Consider the following 17,641-nt stretch of genomic DNA (forward strand, 5'->3'; position numbering starts at 1 on the left):
AAAGGCGGGTCAGTGACATGGGTTTGAGTTCAGCCCTCGCCAGTGCGATGAGTGGCTTGCGTGCCAACCAGGCCGCGCTCTCGATCGTCTCCTCGAACGTCGCAAATTCGCAGACGCCGGGTTACGTCGTCCAGACGCCGAACCAGATCGAGGTCACCACCGGCGACTTCGGCTCGACGGCGATGACCACCGGTGTCAGCCGTGAGCTCGACAGCTACGTGCTGAACCAGCTGCGCACCGAGACCGGTGGCAGTGGCTACGCCGACCAGATGGCCAACATCCTGAAGCAGCTTCAGAATGTCTATGGCACGCCCGGCAATTCCGGCACGCTCGAAACCGCGCTGAACAATTTCACCACCGCGCTCCAGGCGCTGTCGACCAGTTCGGGCGCATCATCGGCGCAGACCGTCGCGCTCGGCGCGGCGCAGGCGCTGGCGCAGCAGCTCAACGTCACCACCAAGGGCATCCAGTCGCTGCGCTCCAACGTCGAGCAGGATCTCGGCACCTCGGCGCAAGCCGCCAATGCGGCGATGAAGCAGATCGCCGACATCAACACCAAGCTCCAGGGCCTGTCGGCAAACGATCCCTCGGCAGCCACGCTGATGGACCAGCGCGACCAGGCCATCAACACGCTGTCGAAATATGTCGACGTCCGCGTCACCACCGACGGTTCGAACCAGACCAACATCTACACCACGACCGGCATTCAGCTCGTCGGCGCCGGGCTTGCCTCGGAATTCTCCTTTGCGTCCGCCGGCACGCTGTCGGCGACCTCGCTTTACAACATCGATCCGGCCAAGTCCGGCGTCGGCGCGTTCAACATCAAGCTTCCGAACGGCTCGCAGGTTGACGTCGTCGCCAACAACGTCGTGTCGTCCGGCCAGATCGCGGCTGACCTGAAGCTGCGCGACCAGACGCTGGTGCAGGCGCAGAACCAGATCGACCAGCTCGCCGCCACGATGTCGAGTGCGCTGTCCGACAAGACCACGGCCGGCAGCACGGTCTCCGGCCCGCCGGCCGGGTTCGATCTCGACCTCGCCGGCGCGGCACCGGGCAACAGCATCAACATCACGTACACGGATACGACCACCAACACGCAGCGCCAGATCACGCTGGTCAACGTGACCGATCCGGCGGCGCTGCCGCTCCAGAACGCCACCAATGCCAACCCGATGCAAATCGGCATCAACTTCGCCGGCGGCATGGGAGCGATCGCATCTGCGCTCAATACCGCGCTATCAGGCACGCATCTGTCGTTCTCCGCCGCGCCGTCGCCGGCGACGGCTACGACGCTGCGGGTAACCGACGACAACACCGGCCTCACCAAGGTCAATTCGTCCTCGATCACCAAGACGATCTCGTCGCTGACCTCGGGCAATCCGCAGCTGCCGCTGTTCACCGATGGCGGGCAGGCGCTCTACACCGGTGCAATCACGGCATCGGGCTCGCAAATGACCGGCCTTGCCGGGCGCATCGCCGTGAACACGCAGCTGGTGTCCGATCCGACCCGGCTGTCGGTCTACAACACCTCGCCGGTGACCCCCGCGGGCGACACCACGCGTTCGGACTATCTCTATTCGCAGCTCACGACGGCGGTGTTCTCCTATTCTCCGCAGAGCGGCCTCGGCTCTGCGAGCCAGCCCTTCACCGGCAGCGTTTCGAACTACCTCCAGCAGTTCCTGAGTGTGCAGGCCAATTCGGCGACCCAGGCGACCCAGCTCCAGCAGGGCCAGAGCGTCGTGGTCTCCACGCTCCAGGCCAAGTTCAACTCGACCTCCAGCGTCAACCTGGACTCGGAGATGTCGAACCTGATCCAGCTTCAGAATGCTTATGCCGCCAACGCCCACGTCATGTCGGTCGTGCAGAGCATGATGAACACGTTGCTCCAGGCTCAAGGGTAAAAAGTAACAGGGCTCTGAAAGATGTCGATCAGCAGCATCAACTACTCCTCATCGGTTCTCGGCTACCAAATCCGCAACATCAATCAGCAGCTCACCGACCTGTCGACGCAGCTATCGACCGGCAAGCTGTCGCAGAACTATTCGGGCATGGGCACCAACGAAGGCTTTGCGATCGCCGGGCGCGCGCAGCTTTCGAACATCGCCGCCTATACCGACACGATCACCAACGTGAACGTGAACGTCAACCTCGCCAACACTGCGCTGCAGTCGCTGACCACGATCCGCAACACGGTGCAGACCGGCTCCGCCAGCACTGCGCAGGACCTCAACGTCAACGGCCAGACCGTCGCGCAGAACACTGCCGCGGCGCAGTTCGGCTCGATGGTCGGTGTTCTCAACACGCAGTCGGGTAACCGCTATCTGTTCTCCGGCACGGCCGTCAACACCCAGTCGGTTGCGGATGCCGGCGACATCATCAACGGCACCACGACGCAGGCGGGGTTCAAGACCGTCATGGCGGAGCGTCAGGCCGCCGATCTCGGCGCCAACGGCATGGGTCGGCTGGTGCAGACGCAGCCGACGCCGAGCTCGATAAACGTGTCGGAGGACGTCGCGGGATCGCCGTTCGGCCTGAAGATCGCCGCGGTGTCCTCGACCCTGACGGGCGCGACCGTCACCGGCCCGAGCGGCTCGCCGGTGTCGTTCTCGGTCGATCTCAACGGCGTCAACCCGAACAACGGCGACAAGCTGAGCGTCCAGTTCACCCTCCCGGACGGCACGACCGAGCAGATCGACCTGACCGCCTCGACGGCGACGCCGACGCCGCTCGGCAGTTTCGCGATCGATGCGAGCACGCCTGTCAACCCGAACAATACGGCCGCGAACCTCAACACCGCGCTGAACACCGCGATCGCGAAGCTCGCCAACACCTCGCTGGTGGCGGCATCCGCGGTCGTCGCCGGCGACAACTTCTTCAACACCGCGAGTTCGGCGATCGGCACGCCTGTCAACAACCAGGCGGCGCCGCCGGCGCCCATAACCGGCGCGACGGCACTGTCCGGTGCGAGCCCCTCGGACTCGATCTCGCCGGGCTTCGTCGCCGGCGACACCATCACCATCAACGGCACCACGTTGACCTTCGTCAGCTCCGGCGCGACCGGCAACCAGCTCAACGTCACCGACAGCATCCAGACGCTGATGAGCAAGATCGACGCGATCACGGGGACGTCGAAACCCTCGACGGTCCATGGCGGTTCGATCACGATCAACACCGACGATGCGGCGAGCCTCAACATCACGAGCTCGAACACGGGGGCGCTGAGCTCGCTCGGCTTCAGCTCGACGCCGGTGACCGCCACGCAGCCGCCGCTACGCGTCGGCTCGTCGCCGGCGAGCTCGGCCACCACGCTGGTGAACGGCTCGGCCACGACGGTGAAGTGGTATTTGGGCAATGACGGGCCGGGCTCGCCGCGCTCCACCGCGATGGCGCGAGTCGACGATTCCGTCACGGTGCAATATGGCGCGCAGGCCAACGAGGACGCGATCCGCCAGGAGCTGCAGGCGGTCGCCGTGTTCGGGACGTTCTCGACCTCGCCGACCGGGCAGTATTCGGGCGGGCAGGTCTCGGCGCTGAGCTTGCGGGTGACGCAAGCGCTGACGAAGCAGCCCGGCCAGCAGCGCCTCGAGGACATCCAGACCGACCTCGCGATGGCCCAGAACACGATGAAGGACGCGAGCACGCGCCAGACCCAGGCCAAGGCGCAGGTCCAGTCCATCATCGACCAGGCGGAATCGGCCTCGCCGGACCAAGTCGCGAGCGAGATCCTGGCGCTCCAGAACGCGCTCCAGGCCTCCTACCAGGTGACCTCGAACCTGGCGCAGCTCTCGCTCGTCAAGTTCCTGTAAGGAGGCGTTAAGGCGCCGTTAACCATGCCTCTTTACTTCTTGGTGAGGATTGGAGCGGGGCGGAGCTGCCGATGTCGGACAAGATGCAACTGGTGGTGGCAACGCCATGCTTCGGCGGGAATGTGTCGAGCATCTATGCGAGCTCGATCTTCGCGCTCCAGCGCGCCGTGCACGACATGTCCAATCTCGAGCTCAAGGTGCACCTGCGCGACGGCGATGCGCTGATCACGCGCGCGCGGGCCAATTTGGTCGCGCTGTTCCTGGACGATCCCAAGGCGACGCATTTCCTGTTCATCGATGCCGACATCGGCTTCAAGCCGGAGCAGGTGTTCCGGCTGATCGAATGCGGCGCCGACGTCGTCGCCGGCTGCTATCCGATCAAGCGGGTTAACTGGGACAAGGCCGCGCGTGCCATCCAGTCAGGTCGGGCCGACGTGCCGGCCGCTTCGCTCGACTACGTGCTCGAGATCGAGGATCCCGACCGCATCGTGGTCGTCAACGGTTTTACCCGCGTGCGTTATGCGGGCACGGGTTTCCTGATGATCCGGCGCCACGTGCTGGAAGCAATGTGCCGCCACCCGAACTATGCGGCTCTGCAATTCTTCCGCGAGCATTCGCACGATACGCTGGCGGCGAGCCAGAACCGGTTCGCGCTGTTCGAATGCATGATCGATCCGACGACCGGCACCTATCTTTCCGAGGACTTCGCCTTCTGCAAGCGTTGGACCGACATCGGTGGCGAGATCTGGGCCGATATCCAGAGCTCGCTCGATCACGTCGGACCGTCGGTGTTCCACGGCGACATCGCCTCGCAATTCGCGCCCGCAGCGGCGGCGGCCGATGCGGCGTGAGCCTTCCGGGATGAGCGCCGGCGCATCCCGTCTGTCAGAACCGGAACGCGCATCCGACGCGGGCTCGCGTTACCGACTGCGCGATCTCTTCACGCCGCTCGACACGTTGCTCGTTTCCGGTGGAGATCCGCGGCTGGCGCTCGACGCCAGGGATCGCGTCAACGCCTATGGCTGCGCGGCCTCGCCGGAGCCGGAGCTCTGGAATTTCGCGTCCTCGACCGCGTCGACGATCTCGCAGGCGGCCTATGACCGCGCCGCGCTGGCGCGCGAAGAGCTGATGCACAAGTGCCTGTTCGACGAGGTCGAGATCGCCTTCGATGCGCGCTGCGAGGACATGCGCGACGAGCTGCGCAGCCATTTCCAGCTCTCGCCGCGGGTCGATGTCGTGTTCTCGCCGTCCGGCACGGATTCCCAGCTCCACGCCCTGTTCGTAGCGCGCGCGATGCTCGGCGCGCCGCCGGTGACGATCGTGGTCGGCGCGGATCAGACCGGCAGCGGGACAACCCATACCGCGCGCGGACATCATTTCAGCTCCAGGACGGCGGCCGGCTTTGCGGTCCGCAAGGACGGTGCGGTTGCGGGGCTGGCCGGCGCCAGCATCGCGCTGCCATTGCGCGAGGCGGGGCCGGGCGTCGCGATGCACACGGACGCAGATGCCGCGGTGCTGCGCGCGATCGAGGCCACGATCGCCCAAGGAGCGCCGGTGCTGCTCCAGATCATGGATGCGTCGAAGCTCGGTTGGCGCGCACCGAGCGCTGCCTGCCTCGACGAGATCGCGCGGCGCTGGCCGCGCAAGGTTCAAATTGTCGTCGACGCCTGCCAGGCCCGGCTCGGCCGCCGCCGGCTGCGCTCCTATCTCGACCGCGGTTACCTGGTGCTGATCACCGGCTCGAAATTCTTCGGCGGACCGGCGTTCAGCGGTGCGCTGCTGGTGCCGAAAGGCTTTTCGCGGTCGCTCGACCGGGTCGAAGCGATCGCGCCGGGCTTCTTCGATTATGCCGGCCGTTGCGACTGGCCGATGGCCTGGACGGCACTGCGTTTGCGCTTCGAGCGCCGGCCGAATTTCGGCCAATGGCTGCGCTGGGAGGCCGCGCTGGCGGAGATCGGCAGCTACTATGCGGTGCCGGCTGCATTTCGCGCCAAGGCGCTGGCCGAGTTCGCTGCCGGCATCGACAGCATGATCGCGTTGTCGCCATTGCTTCGTCTTGTCCCGACCGGGATAGAGAAGATCGGCGTGGACGACGAGGAGTTCACGCAACGTACGATCTTTCCGTTCATGCTGCTGCGCGACGGCAAACCGATTTCGATTGCAGAGACCGGTGCCGTGCATCAGGCGCTGGCGCGTGACATGAACGAGGAGATCGGCGGCAGTGCCGCGGACCGGAAGGTCGCCGCGCAGCGTTGTCTGATCGGTCAACCGGTCCGGCTGGAACGGCAGGACGAGGCCCCACTGGCCCTGTTGCGCCTTTGCGTCGGCGCGCGGCTCGTGACCGAGGTCTGGTCACCGGACATGGCGCAGGCGCAACGCAATGTGCAGCACGTTCTCGATCGCATCGCCCACGTCCTGGTGAAGATCGAGTTGCTGCTTGATGGTGGCGTAGGTGCGGCCGCGCCGATGAAGTCCGCGTTCGAGGTGTGAGATGCAGCATCAGGTTTCCGTGGCCAACTATGCCGATCGCATCGGCTTTGCACAGTTGACGCGCCGGGCCTTCGAAGGCGTCGATTTGCAGCCGTTGCGCGACCAACTCGTCGTCCGGATCACGGAAGGGACGGCGCAGGCGGGCGAAGGTCTGGACCTGTCGCTGATCGTCCAGCTCCTTGGCGACAAGGATGCGGGGCTTGCGATCCAGTCGGAAGTGCTGACCTTCCATCAGTTGTTTCGCACGCCCAGCGCTGCGTCGAAGCCGGGCTTGCGCCTGCTCGCGCTTGCCGCCGACATCGACATGGGTGGCAACACGCCGATCGATTTCCTGCTCGAAGGCTCCGACATCGAGCTGTTGACGCTCTACGTGGTCAAGGGCGTCGGTCTGCCGGAGAACTTGCCCGAGCACGACGTCGCCATCGTGGTTGCGTCCGATTCCGAGGAATGCCGCGAAGCGCTCGCGTTGATCGAAAAGGCCGCGCCACGCTGGCCGCGGCCGCTGCTCAATCGCCCCGACCTGATCGGCAACCTCGATCGCGACAAGCTGTATCGGCTGCTGACCGGTGTGCCCGGCCTCGACATTCCCGCGACCGTCCACGCCACGCGCGCGCAATTGTCGGATCTCGCGCATGGGCGGATCGCCTGCGGGGACATCGCGGGCGAATTGCATTTTCCGATGATCGCGCGACCGCGCGGCTCGCATGCCGGCGTCGGGCTCGCGAAGCTCGACGATGCGGCGGCGCTCGATGCCTATCTCGCCGAACGGAAAGAGCAGGACTTCTTCGTCGCGCGCTTCGTCGACTATGTCAGCCCCGACGGGCTCTACCGCAAATATCGTCTCGCCATGGTCGACGGCAAACCTTATGCCTGCCACATGGCGATCGCCGATCGCTGGGACATCTGGTATCTCAACGCCTACATGGCGTTCAGCGAGGAGAAGCGGGCCGAGGAGGCCGTCTTCATGCTCGACTTCGACCACGCCTTCGCGGCGCGCCACAAGAGCGCGCTCGAAGAGATGAGCAGGCGCGTCGGCCTCGACTATTTCATCGTCGATTGCGCCGAGAACCAGAACCGCGAGCTCCTGGTGTTCGAAGCAGACAACACCGCCGTCGTGCACAACATGGATTCGCCGGTCGTGTTTCCGTACAAGCCGCCACAGATGCGCAAGATATTTGCGGCGTTCACGGCGATGCTGTCGCGGCATGCACGAGAGGGCGAGGGAAGCGCAACATGAACGAGATCATCCGCAACACGCAAAACTCCGTCACTCACACCTCACTCGATCCGCAGGACTGGAGCGAGTTGCGTGCGCTGGCTCATCGCATGCTTGACGATGCGATTGACGGCATCGCCAACGTTCGTGCGCGTCCGGTCTGGCAGCCGATTCCCGATGCGACCCGTGCGGCGCTGAAGGCCGACGTGCCGCGCGAGGCAAACGATCTCGCCGACGTTTATCGCGAATTCAGCGAGCATGTCGCACCCTATGCGACCGGCAACGTCCATCCCGGTTTCATGGGCTGGGTCCATGGCGGCGGCACCGCGGTCGGCATGCTCGCGGAAATGCTCGCAGCCGGCCTCAATGCCAATCTCGGCGGACGCGACCACATGCCGATCGAGGTCGAGCGCCAGATCGTCGCGTGGATGCGCCGCCTGTTCGGCTTTCCGGAAGGCGCGAGCGGCATCTTCGTCACGGGCACGTCGATGGCCAATCTGATGGCGGTGCTGGTGGCCCGTACGAACGCGCTCGGTACGCTGGCGCGGCAACACGGCCTCGGCAATGACGGCGCACTGCTCACGGCCTATACATCGCATGCCGCACACGGCTGCATATCGAGGGCGATGGACATTGCCGGGCTCGGCACGGATGCGCTACGCAAGATCGGTGTCGATGACGATCATCGCATCGACGTTGCCGCGCTGCGCGCGCAGATCGCCGTAGATCGCGAAGTCGGCTTCAAGCCGTTCCTGGTGGTCGCGTCTGCCGGCACGGTCGATATCGGCGCGATCGACGATCTCAACGCCATTGCAGAGCTCTGCCGCGAGGAAGGGATTTGGTTTCACGTCGACGGTGCTTTCGGTGCGCTCGCGATCCTGTCACCCGAGCTCGCGCCGCTGCTCGTCGGCATCGAGCTTGCGGATTCCATTGCGCTCGATTTCCACAAATGGGGACAGGTGCCGTACGATGCAGGCTTCCTCCTGGTGCGCGATGGCGAGCAGCATCGGCAGGCCTTTGCGCAGCCGGCGGCCTATCTACGCCGCGAGGCGAGGGGACTTGCGGCGGGCGCGATCTGGCCCTGCGATCTCGGCCCGGATCTGTCGCGCGGCTTCCGTGCGCTGAAGACCTGGTTCACGTTGAAGACGTTCGGCACCGATCGGCTCGGCGCGGTGATCGCGCGAAGCTGCGCGCTGGCGAAATATCTTGAAGCGCGCATTCTTGCCGAGCCGCGGCTGGAATTGCTGGCGCCGGTGAATCTCAACATCGTCTGCTTCCGTTATCGCGCCGATGATACGATCAATCGCGAGATCGTGGGCGATATCCAGGAGTCCGGTGTCGCAGCTCCGTCGAGCACGACGCTGGGCGGCAAGTTTGCGATCCGCGCAGCGATCGTCAATCACCGCACCGACGAGAACGACATCGATGCGCTGGTCGCTGCCGTGCTGGAGTTCGGCGGACGCCGGAGCGAAGACGGAGTGGTCGAGGTCGAGGCGCCGCCGCTCGTCACCCAGTAACGTGGATGCAGGCCCGAAACAACGACGGCCCCGGAGATGATCCGGGGCCGTTGTCGTTTGTGCGGCTCGGCCGCCCGCGCGGCGTGCGATCGTGTGGTCAGGCGGCGGTGCTTTCCGTCTTGGGATGCGTGGCTTCGAACTGATCGCGCAACTTTTCCTCATAGGCGATCAGCTTGCGGGCGTCCTTCAGCGCCCGGTAGAGGTCGCCGTTGAGGATATTGTTGTTGATGGCTTCGATGATCGGCCAGGCGCTCGGCACCGCGGTCACGATGTCGCGCACCAGGTTGAAATAGGTGCCGTGCTGGGTCTGCGGATCGGGCGAGATGTACATGAGCTGGACCGCCAGATAGACCAGCTTGGCGGGCGTGTCTGCGGTCTCCGGCGTGAGAATGTCGCGCTCGCGCAGGATCGGCACGTTGTCGCCGTCGATCAGGAGGCGGGCGCGCTGGTCGGTGTTGGTAATCACGCAGTTACCGACGATGATGCGTTCGTGCGGTCTGAGCTCGACCTTGAGGGCCATGCCTGTTCTCCATCAACGCTTTCGTAACCGAGCGTTCGTTGCGGCGGATCAGGGCGCAATACTCCATCAAGATTAGTTAACGAGTTGTGAATCTCGGCTATCGCCGCAGAAAAGCTCAATCATATCAGCGCTGAAATGATCCGGCGGGCCGACGGCGCGGGTGCCCATATCAGCCGAATCGCGCGCCGACTCAGCGAAAGCACCGATTTCATTTCATGTTTCGTTAGAGGTCTCGGCGCCACGGTCCGGCGGTCGCTGGGTCAATCTCGATCCAAGCAGACGTGTAACAGTAGCGTCGTTTACCAGAAAGGTAACAGAGTCATGTCCGGTATCGTCCTCTCCGCATCGGTTCGTCAGAACCTGCTTTCTCTCCAGTCCACCGCTGATCTTCTCGCCACCACGCAGAACCGTCTGTCGACCGGCAAGAGCGTCAACTCGGCCCTGGACAATCCCACCAACTTCTTCACCGCACAGTCGCTCGACAACCGCGCCAGCGACATCAACAACCTGCTCGATGGCATCGCCAACGGCGTGCAGGTGCTGCAGGCTGCCAACACCGGCATCACCTCGCTGCAGAAGCTGATCGACAGCGCGAAGTCGATCGCCAACCAGGCGCTGCAGACCACCGTCGGTTACTCCACCAAGTCCAACGTCTCCGCTACCATCTCGGGTGCGACGGCGGCCGATTTGCGCGGTACGACGAGCTTCGCCAGCGCGACCGCGAGCAGCAACGTCGTGTTTAGCGGCGCGGCCGGCGGCACCACGGCGGCGACCGGCACCACCACGCTCGGCGCGACCATCGGTTCCTTTGCAAGCACTGGCGCAACGGCCGGCGACGGCACCACGGCCCTGACCGGCACCATCACCCTGATCGCCACCTCGGGCACGACCGCAACGGGCCTCGCCGGCAACGCGCAGCCCGCCGACGGCGACACGCTGACCGTGAACGGCAAGACCATCACCTTCCGCAGCGGCTCGGCGCCGGCGTCGACCGGCGTTCCGACCGGCTCGGGCGTCAGCGGCAACCTCGTCACCGACGGCAACGGCAACACCACCGTCTATCTCGGCACCGCTGGCACTCCGGCGGCGACCGTCAACGATCTGTTGAGCGCGATTGATCTCGCCAGCGGCGTGAAGACGGTGTCCATCAGCTCCGGCGCTGCGACGATCGCCGTGAGCGCCAGCCAGCCAGGTGCTGCGGTCTCGACCGCTGCCGGCGGCGCCGTCACGCTGAAGAGCTCGACGGGTGCGGATCTGAGCGTCACCGGCAAGGCCGACCTGCTCAAGGCGCTTGGCCTGACGACGGCCGTGGGCGGCGGCAACGCCACCGTCAACGTCAACCGGACCACGAGCGCAGCCTCGCTGGGTGCGACCATCGCGGACGGCTCGACGCTGAACGTCAATGGTCACGTCATCTCGTTCAAGAACGCGCCGATCCCGGGCTCGACCGGTGCGCCGAGCGTTCCGAGCGGTTACGGTGCGAGCGGTAACGTCCTCACCGACGGTAATGGCAACTCGACAGTCTATCTGCAGGCCGGCACGATCAACGACGTGCTGAAGGCGATCGACCTTGCCACCGGCGTGCAGACTGCGACGGTCAACGCCAACGGCACCGCGTCGCTGGTGACGGCGACCGGCCAGACCAACTCGTCGATCAATGCCTCCGGTCAGCTCAAGCTCTCGACCGGCGTCAATGCCGACCTGTCGGTCACCGGCACCGGCAATGCGCTGAACGCGCTCGGCCTTGCCGGCAACACCGGGACTGCGACCGCCTTCACCGCGGCGCGCACCTCCGGCGTCGGCGGCATCAACGGCAAGACCTTGACCTTCACCTCCTTCAACGGCGGCACGGCGGTCAACGTCACCTTCGGCGACGGCACCAACGGCACGGTCAAGACGCTCGATCAGCTCAACTCGCAGCTTCAGGCCAACAACCTGTCCGCGACGATCGACGCCAACGGCCTGCTGACGATCTCGACCACCAACGACTACGCGTCCTCGACCATCGGATCGAGCGCCGCGGGTGGTGCGATCGGCGGCACGCTGACCTCGTCGCTGACCTTCTCGACGGCTTCCACCCCCGTTCAGGACACCGTTGCCCAGACCTCGCGTGCGAACCTGGTGTCTCAGTACAACAACATCCTGAACCAGATCGACACGACCTCGCAGGACTCCTCGTTCAACGGTGTCAACCTCTTGAACGGCGACCAGCTCAAGCTGGTGTTCGACGAGACCGGCAAGTCGAACCTGAGCATCACGGGTGTGACCTACAACTCCAAGGGTCTGGGCCTTGCTGCGCTGACCAGCGGTGTCGACTTCATCGACAACGCTGCCACCAACAAGGTGCTGACCAACCTGAACGCCGCGTCCAGCACGCTGCGCTCGGAAGCTTCGAGCCTCGGTTCGAACCTCTCGGTGGTGCAGGTTCGTCAGGACTTCAACAAGAGCCTGATCAACGTGCTGCAGACCGGTTCGTCCAACCTGACGCTGGCCGACACCAACACCGAAGCGGCCAACAGCCAGGCGCTGTCGACTCGCCAGTCGATCGCGGTCTCCGCGCTGTCGCTGGCCAACCAGTCGCAGCAGAGCGTGCTCCAGCTGCTCCGCTAACAAGCGGACGACATCGCAAGCAAGATCCGGCGGCGGCGGGGCTTCGGTCCCGCCGCTTTCTTTTTGCGCGGCATCAGAGTGCCGCTCGGCAAAGCGGACGCGATGCATTCGGATGCAGCCAATTGCTCACTCTCAGTTATGGTTGACAAGTCGCAAATACCGGCGCGTTGCACGGAAAAGCGCCATCCTATCATGATGATATGGGCGGAGCCTGATCGGCTCTGATCGCCCGTATGGTGAATCCGCGCAAGGATTGGCGCGACACGCTTCATGCTTTGTTAGCCGTCTGCGTTCACCGTCCCGGCCATCGATTAATCCTAATCGAAGTTTGTTGCGTTGCGTACCAGAAGGGTAACAATCAATGTCCGGTATCGTTCTCTCTTCGTCGGTTCGTCAGAACCTGCTTTCTCTCCAGTCCACCGCTGATCTTCTCGCCACCACGCAGAGCCGTCTGTCGACCGGCAAGAGCGTCAACTCGGCCCTGGACAATCCCACCAACTTCTTCACGGCACAGTCGCTCGACAACCGCGCCAGCGACATCAACAACCTGCTCGACGGCATCGCCAACGGCGTCCAGGTGCTGCAGGCCGCCAACACCGGCATCACCTCGCTGCAGAAGCTGATCGACAGCGCCAAGTCGATCGCCAACCAGGCGCTGCAGACCACCGTCGGCTACTCCACCAAGTCGAACGTCTCCACCACCATCTCGGGTGCGACGGCGGCCGATTTGCGCGGCACGACCTCCTACGCCAGCGCGACGGCGAGCAGCAACGTCGTGTTTAGCGGCGCGGCCGGCGGCACGACGGCGGCGACCGGCACCACCACGCTCGGCGCCACCATCGGCTCCTTTGCAAGCACTGGCGCAACCGCCGGCGACGGCACCACGGCCCTGACCGGCACCATCACCCTGATCGCCACCTCGGGCACGACCGCAACGGGCCTCGCCGGCAACGCGCAGCCCGCCGACGGCGACACGCTGACCGTGAACGGCAAGACCATCACCTTCCGCAGCGGCTCGGCGCCGGCGTCGACCGGCGTTCCGACCGGCTCGGGCGTCAGCGGCAACCTCGTCACCGACGGCAACGGCAACACCACCGTCTATCTCGGCACCGCTGGCACTCCGGCGGCGACCGTCAACGATCTGTTGAGCGCGATTGATCTCGCCAGCGGCGTGAAGACGGTGTCCATCAGCTCCGGCGCTGCGACGATCGCCGTGAGCGCCAGCCAGCCAGGTGCTGCGGTCTCGACCGCTGCCGGCGGCGCCGTCACGCTGAAGAGCTCGACGGGTGCGGATCTGAGCGTCACCGGCAAGGCCGACCTGCTCAAGGCGCTTGGCCTGACGACGGCCGTGGGCGGCGGCAACGCCACCGTCAACGTCAACCGGACCACGAGCGCAGCCTCGCTGGGTGCGACCATCGCGGACGGCTCGACGCTGAACGTCAATGGTCACGTCATCACCTTCAAGAACGCGCCGATCCCGGGCTCGACCGGTGCGCCGAGCGTTCCGAGCGGTTACGGTGCGAGCGGTAACGTCCTCACCGACGGTAATGGCAACTCGACAGTCTATCTGCAGGCCGGCACGCTCAACGACGTGCTGAAGGCGATCGACCTTGCCACCGGCGTGCAGACTGCGACGGTCAACGCCAACGGCACCGCGTCGCTGGTGACGGCGACCGGCCAGACCAACTCGTCGATCAACGCCTCCGGTCAGCTCAAGCTCTCGACCGGCGTCAATGCCGACCTGTCGGTCACGGGCACCGGCAATGCGCTGAACGCGCTGGGCCTCGCCGGCAACACCGGGACCGCGACCGCCTTCACCGCGGCGCGCACCTCGGGCGTCGGCGGCCTCAGCGGCAAGACCTTGACCTTCTCCTCCTTCAACGCGGGCACGGCGGTCAACGTCACCTTCGGCGACGGCACCAACGGCACGGTCAAGACGCTCGATCAGCTCAACTCGAAGCTTCAGGCCAACAACCTGTCCGCGACGATCGACGCCAACGGCCTGCTGACGATCTCGACCACCAACGACTACGCGTCCTCGACCATCGGATCGAGCGCCGCAGGTGGTGCGATCGGCGGCACGCTCACGACGGCGCTGACGTTCTCGACGGCTTCCAGCCCCGTCCAGGACACCGTTGCCCAGACGTCGCGTGCGAACCTGGTCAACCAGTACAACAACATCCTCCAGCAAATCGACTCGACCGCGCAGGACTCCTCGTTCAACGGCGTCAACCTCTTGAACGGCGACCAGCTCAAGCTGGTGTTCGACGAGACGGCCAAGTCGAGCCTGAGCATCACGGGTGTGACCTACAACTCCAAGGGTCTGGGCCTCGCCGCGCTGACCAGCGGTGTCGACTTCATCGACAACGCTGCTACCAACAAGGTGCTGACCAACCTGAACTCGGCGTCGAGCACGCTGCGCTCGGAAGCCTCGGCTCTGGGCTCGAACTTGACGATCGTGCAGGTTCGTCAGGACTTCAACAAGAACCTGATCAACGTGCTGCAGACCGGCTCGTCCAACCTGACGCTGGCCGACACCAATGTCGAAGCGGCCAACAGCCAGGCGCTGTCGACCCGCCAGTCGATCGCGGTCTCCGCGCTGTCGCTGGCCAACCAGTCGCAGCAGAGCGTGCTCCAGCTGCTCCGCTAACAAGCGGACGACATTGCAAGCAAGATCCGGCGGCGGGGCTTTGGCCCCGCCGCCTTTTTCATTGGCCGAAACTTTTTCGATGATGCGGGCAGGGATCGAAAAAGTAACCAGCGGTTATGGTTAATGGAGAGTAAGCGGAGAAAATCGCGAATGATTTCAGACTGATTGCGGGGCCAACCAACGCGTCCGACCGGCTTATGGTGAACCGGCGCTTATGAGAGCGAGGAGCGTTTCACGCTTTGTTAGCCATGTCAGCGCACCCTGTGGCCGTCACTCGATCCAGAAGCGATCGAACGAAGACGCGTAAGCCAGAAGGGTAAGAGTCATGTCCGGTATTGTTCTCTCTGCGTCGGTTCGTCAGAACCTGCTCTCTCTCCAGTCCACCGCCGATCTTCTCGCCACCACACAGAACCGTCTGTCGACCGGCAAGAGCGTCAACTCGGCCCTGGACAATCCCACCAACTTCTTCACGGCACAGTCGCTCGACAACCGCGCCAGCGACATCAACAACCTGCTCGACGGCATCGCCAACGGCGTCCAGGTGCTGCAGGCTGCCAACACCGGCCTGACCTCGCTGCAGAAGCTGATCGACAGCGCCAAGTCGATCGCCAACCAGGCGCTGCAGACCACGGTCGGCTACTCCACCAAGTCCAACGTCTCCACCACGATCGCCGGTGCGACCGCGGCCGACCTGCGCGGCACCACGAGCTTCGCCAGCGCGACGGCGAGCAGCAACGTGCTGTATAACGGCACGGCGGGCGGCACCACCGCGGCGACCGGCACCACCACGCTCGGCGCCACCATCGGTTCCTTCGCAAGCACCGGCGCAACCGCCGGCGACGGCACCACGGCCCTGACCGGCACCATCACCCTGATTGCCACCAACGGCACGACCGCGACCGGCCTCGCCGGCAACGCCCAGCCTGCCGACGGCGACACGCTGACCGTCAACGGCAAGACCATCACCTTCCGTTCGGGTGCTGCTCCGGCGTCGACGGCCGTTCCGGCCGGCTCGGGTGTCAGCGGCAACCTCGTCACCGATGGCAACGGCAACACCACCGTCTATCTCGGTACCGCGGGCACCCCGGCGGCGACCGTCAACGATCTGTTGTCGGCAATCGACCTCGCCAGCGGCGTGAAGACGGTTTCGATCACTTCGGGCGCTGCGACGATCTCCGTGAGTGCCAGCCAGCCAGGTGCTGCGGTCTCGACCGCTGCCGGCGGCGCCGTCACGCTGAAGAGCTCGACGGGTGCGGATCTGAGCGTCACCGGCAAGGCTGACCTGCTCAAGGCTCTCGGTCTCACCACGTCCACCGGTGCAGGAAATGCCACGGTCAACGTCAACCGGACCACGAGCGCGAACTCGCTGGGTGCGACCATCGCGGACGGCTCGACGCTGAACGTCAATGGTCACGTCATCTCGTTCAAGAACGCGCCGATCCCGGGCTCGACCGGTGCGCCGAGTGTTCCGAGTGGCTTCGGCGTCAGCGGCAACGTCCTCACCGACGGCAACGGCAACTCGACGGTCTATCTGCAGGCCGGCACGGTCAACGACGTCTTGAAGGCGATCGACCTTGCCACCGGCGTGCAGACTGCGACGGTCAACGCCAACGGCACCGCATCGCTGGTGACGGCGACCGGCCAGTCAAATTCGACGATCAATACGTCCGGTCAGCTCAAGCTCTCGACCGGCGTCAACGCTGATTTGTCGATCACCGGCACCGGCAACGCGCTGAACGTGTTTGGCCTCGCCGGCAACACCGGCAACGCGACGGCATTCACCGCGGCCCGCACCTCCGGCATCGGCGGCATCGCCGGGAAGACATTGACCTTCACCTCCTTCAACGGCGGCACGGCGGTCAACGTCACCTTCGGCGACGGCACCAACGGCACGGTCAAGACGCTCGACCAGCTCAACTCGAAGCTTCAGGCCAACAACCTGTCCGCGACGATCGACGCCAACGGCCTGCTGACCATCACCGCGTCCAACGACTATGCGTCCTCGACGCTCGGCTCGACGGCAGCGGGCGGCGCGATCGGCGGCACGCTCACGTCGGCCCTGACGTTCTCGACGGCTTCCACCCCCGTCCAGGATGCGGTTGCGCAGACGGCCCGCGCCAACCTGGTGTCTCAGTACAACAACATCCTGAACCAGATCGACACGACCTCGCAAGACTCCTCGTTCAACGGTGTCAACCTCCTGAACGGCGACCAGCTCAAGCTGGTGTTCGACGAGACCGGCAAGTCGAGCCTGAACATCACGGGTGTGACCTACAATTCCAAGGGTCTGGGCCTCGCCGCACTGACCGTCGGGGTCGACTTCATCGACAACGCCGCGGCCAACAGGGTGCTGACCAACCTGAACGCGGCGTCGAGCACGCTGCGCTCGGAAGCTTCGAGCCTGGGCTCGAACCTCTCGGTGGTGCAGATCCGTCAGGACTTCAACAAGAACCTGATCAACGTGCTGCAGACCGGCTCGTCCAACCTGACGCTGGCCGACACCAACGTCGAGGCGGCCAACAGCCAGGCGCTGTCGACCCGCCAGTCGATCGCGGTCTCCGCGCTGTCGCTGGCCAACACCTCGCAGCAGAGCGTGCTCCAGCTGCTTCGCTAATAAGCGACTGAAATAACTGAATAAAATCGAGCGGCGGGGCTACCTTCCCCGCTGCTCTTTTTTGCGTCCGGAGGCGGGCAGGGGCGTTCACCCGCCATTAACCCTATCGCTTAAACCGGCGTTAACCATACTTTAAAGGACACCTCCTAAAACTGGACAAAAGCCCGCTTTCCAGACCGCGCGGCCGATTCGTATCCGGTTCAAGAGGAAGACTCGCC

At 64.7% G+C, this 17,641-nt stretch carries 10 protein-coding genes; 9 read left to right on the forward strand and 1 reads right to left on the reverse strand.

Annotated elements, in window-relative coordinates; all coding sequences use genetic code 11:
* The first annotated feature begins 17 nt into the window (after positions 1-17).
* From flgK to NLM27_RS06620, 6 genes are all read left to right on the forward strand, one after another.
* On the forward strand, positions 18-1,901 hold the full coding sequence (gene flgK, locus NLM27_RS06595) for a flagellar hook-associated protein FlgK (RefSeq protein WP_254142583.1): 1,884 nt from the start codon (positions 18-20) through the stop codon (positions 1,899-1,901).
* Positions 1,902-1,922: 21 nt separating this feature from the next.
* Positions 1,923-3,806, forward strand: coding sequence for a flagellar protein (locus tag NLM27_RS06600; RefSeq protein ID WP_254142584.1), 1,884 nt, complete (start codon positions 1,923-1,925; stop codon positions 3,804-3,806).
* 71 nt (positions 3,807-3,877) lie between these two features.
* Positions 3,878-4,657, forward strand: coding sequence for a hypothetical protein (locus NLM27_RS06605; protein WP_254142585.1), 780 nt, complete (start codon positions 3,878-3,880; stop codon positions 4,655-4,657).
* Complete coding sequence (locus NLM27_RS06610) at positions 4,647-6,296, forward strand: hypothetical protein (RefSeq protein ID WP_254142586.1); 1,650 nt, start codon at positions 4,647-4,649, stop codon at positions 6,294-6,296. Before NLM27_RS06605 ends, NLM27_RS06610 begins: the two co-directional genes overlap by 11 nt.
* A 1-nt stretch (position 6,297) precedes the next feature.
* Positions 6,298-7,533 carry a hypothetical protein gene (locus tag NLM27_RS06615; RefSeq protein WP_254142587.1) on the forward strand — a complete coding sequence of 412 codons (1,236 nt, stop codon included), beginning with the start codon at positions 6,298-6,300 and terminating at the stop codon, positions 7,531-7,533.
* The gene (locus NLM27_RS06620) at positions 7,530-9,029 is read left to right on the forward strand and encodes an aspartate aminotransferase family protein (RefSeq protein ID WP_254142588.1); all 1,500 of its coding nucleotides are present in this window, start codon (positions 7,530-7,532) and stop codon (positions 9,027-9,029) included. Before NLM27_RS06615 ends, NLM27_RS06620 begins: the two co-directional genes overlap by 4 nt.
* A 97-nt stretch (positions 9,030-9,126) precedes the next feature.
* Here the strand turns inward: NLM27_RS06620 and flbT are convergent, their stop codons facing one another.
* A complete protein-coding gene (gene flbT / locus NLM27_RS06625) occupies positions 9,127-9,549 on the reverse strand; it encodes a flagellar biosynthesis repressor FlbT (RefSeq protein WP_254142589.1) in 423 nt (140 codons plus the stop codon).
* 321 nt (positions 9,550-9,870) lie between these two features.
* Between flbT and NLM27_RS06630 the strand changes: the two genes are divergently transcribed.
* The 3 genes from NLM27_RS06630 (at position 9,871) to NLM27_RS06640 (ending at position 17,423) form a co-directional block, all read left to right on the forward strand.
* The gene (locus NLM27_RS06630; protein ID WP_254142590.1) at positions 9,871-12,159 is read left to right on the forward strand and encodes a DUF1522 domain-containing protein; all 2,289 of its coding nucleotides are present in this window, start codon (positions 9,871-9,873) and stop codon (positions 12,157-12,159) included.
* 361 nt (positions 12,160-12,520) lie between these two features.
* Positions 12,521-14,809: a DUF1522 domain-containing protein gene (locus NLM27_RS06635; protein WP_254142591.1), complete on the forward strand. Its 2,289-nt coding sequence runs from the start codon at positions 12,521-12,523 to the stop codon at positions 14,807-14,809.
* A 325-nt stretch (positions 14,810-15,134) separates the two neighbouring features.
* Complete coding sequence (locus NLM27_RS06640) at positions 15,135-17,423, forward strand: DUF1522 domain-containing protein (protein ID WP_254142592.1); 2,289 nt, start codon at positions 15,135-15,137, stop codon at positions 17,421-17,423.
* Positions 17,424-17,641: the final 218 nt, after the last annotated feature.

This window comes from Bradyrhizobium sp. CCGB12 (genome assembly GCF_024199845.1).
Taxonomy (GTDB): domain Bacteria; phylum Pseudomonadota; class Alphaproteobacteria; order Rhizobiales; family Xanthobacteraceae; genus Bradyrhizobium.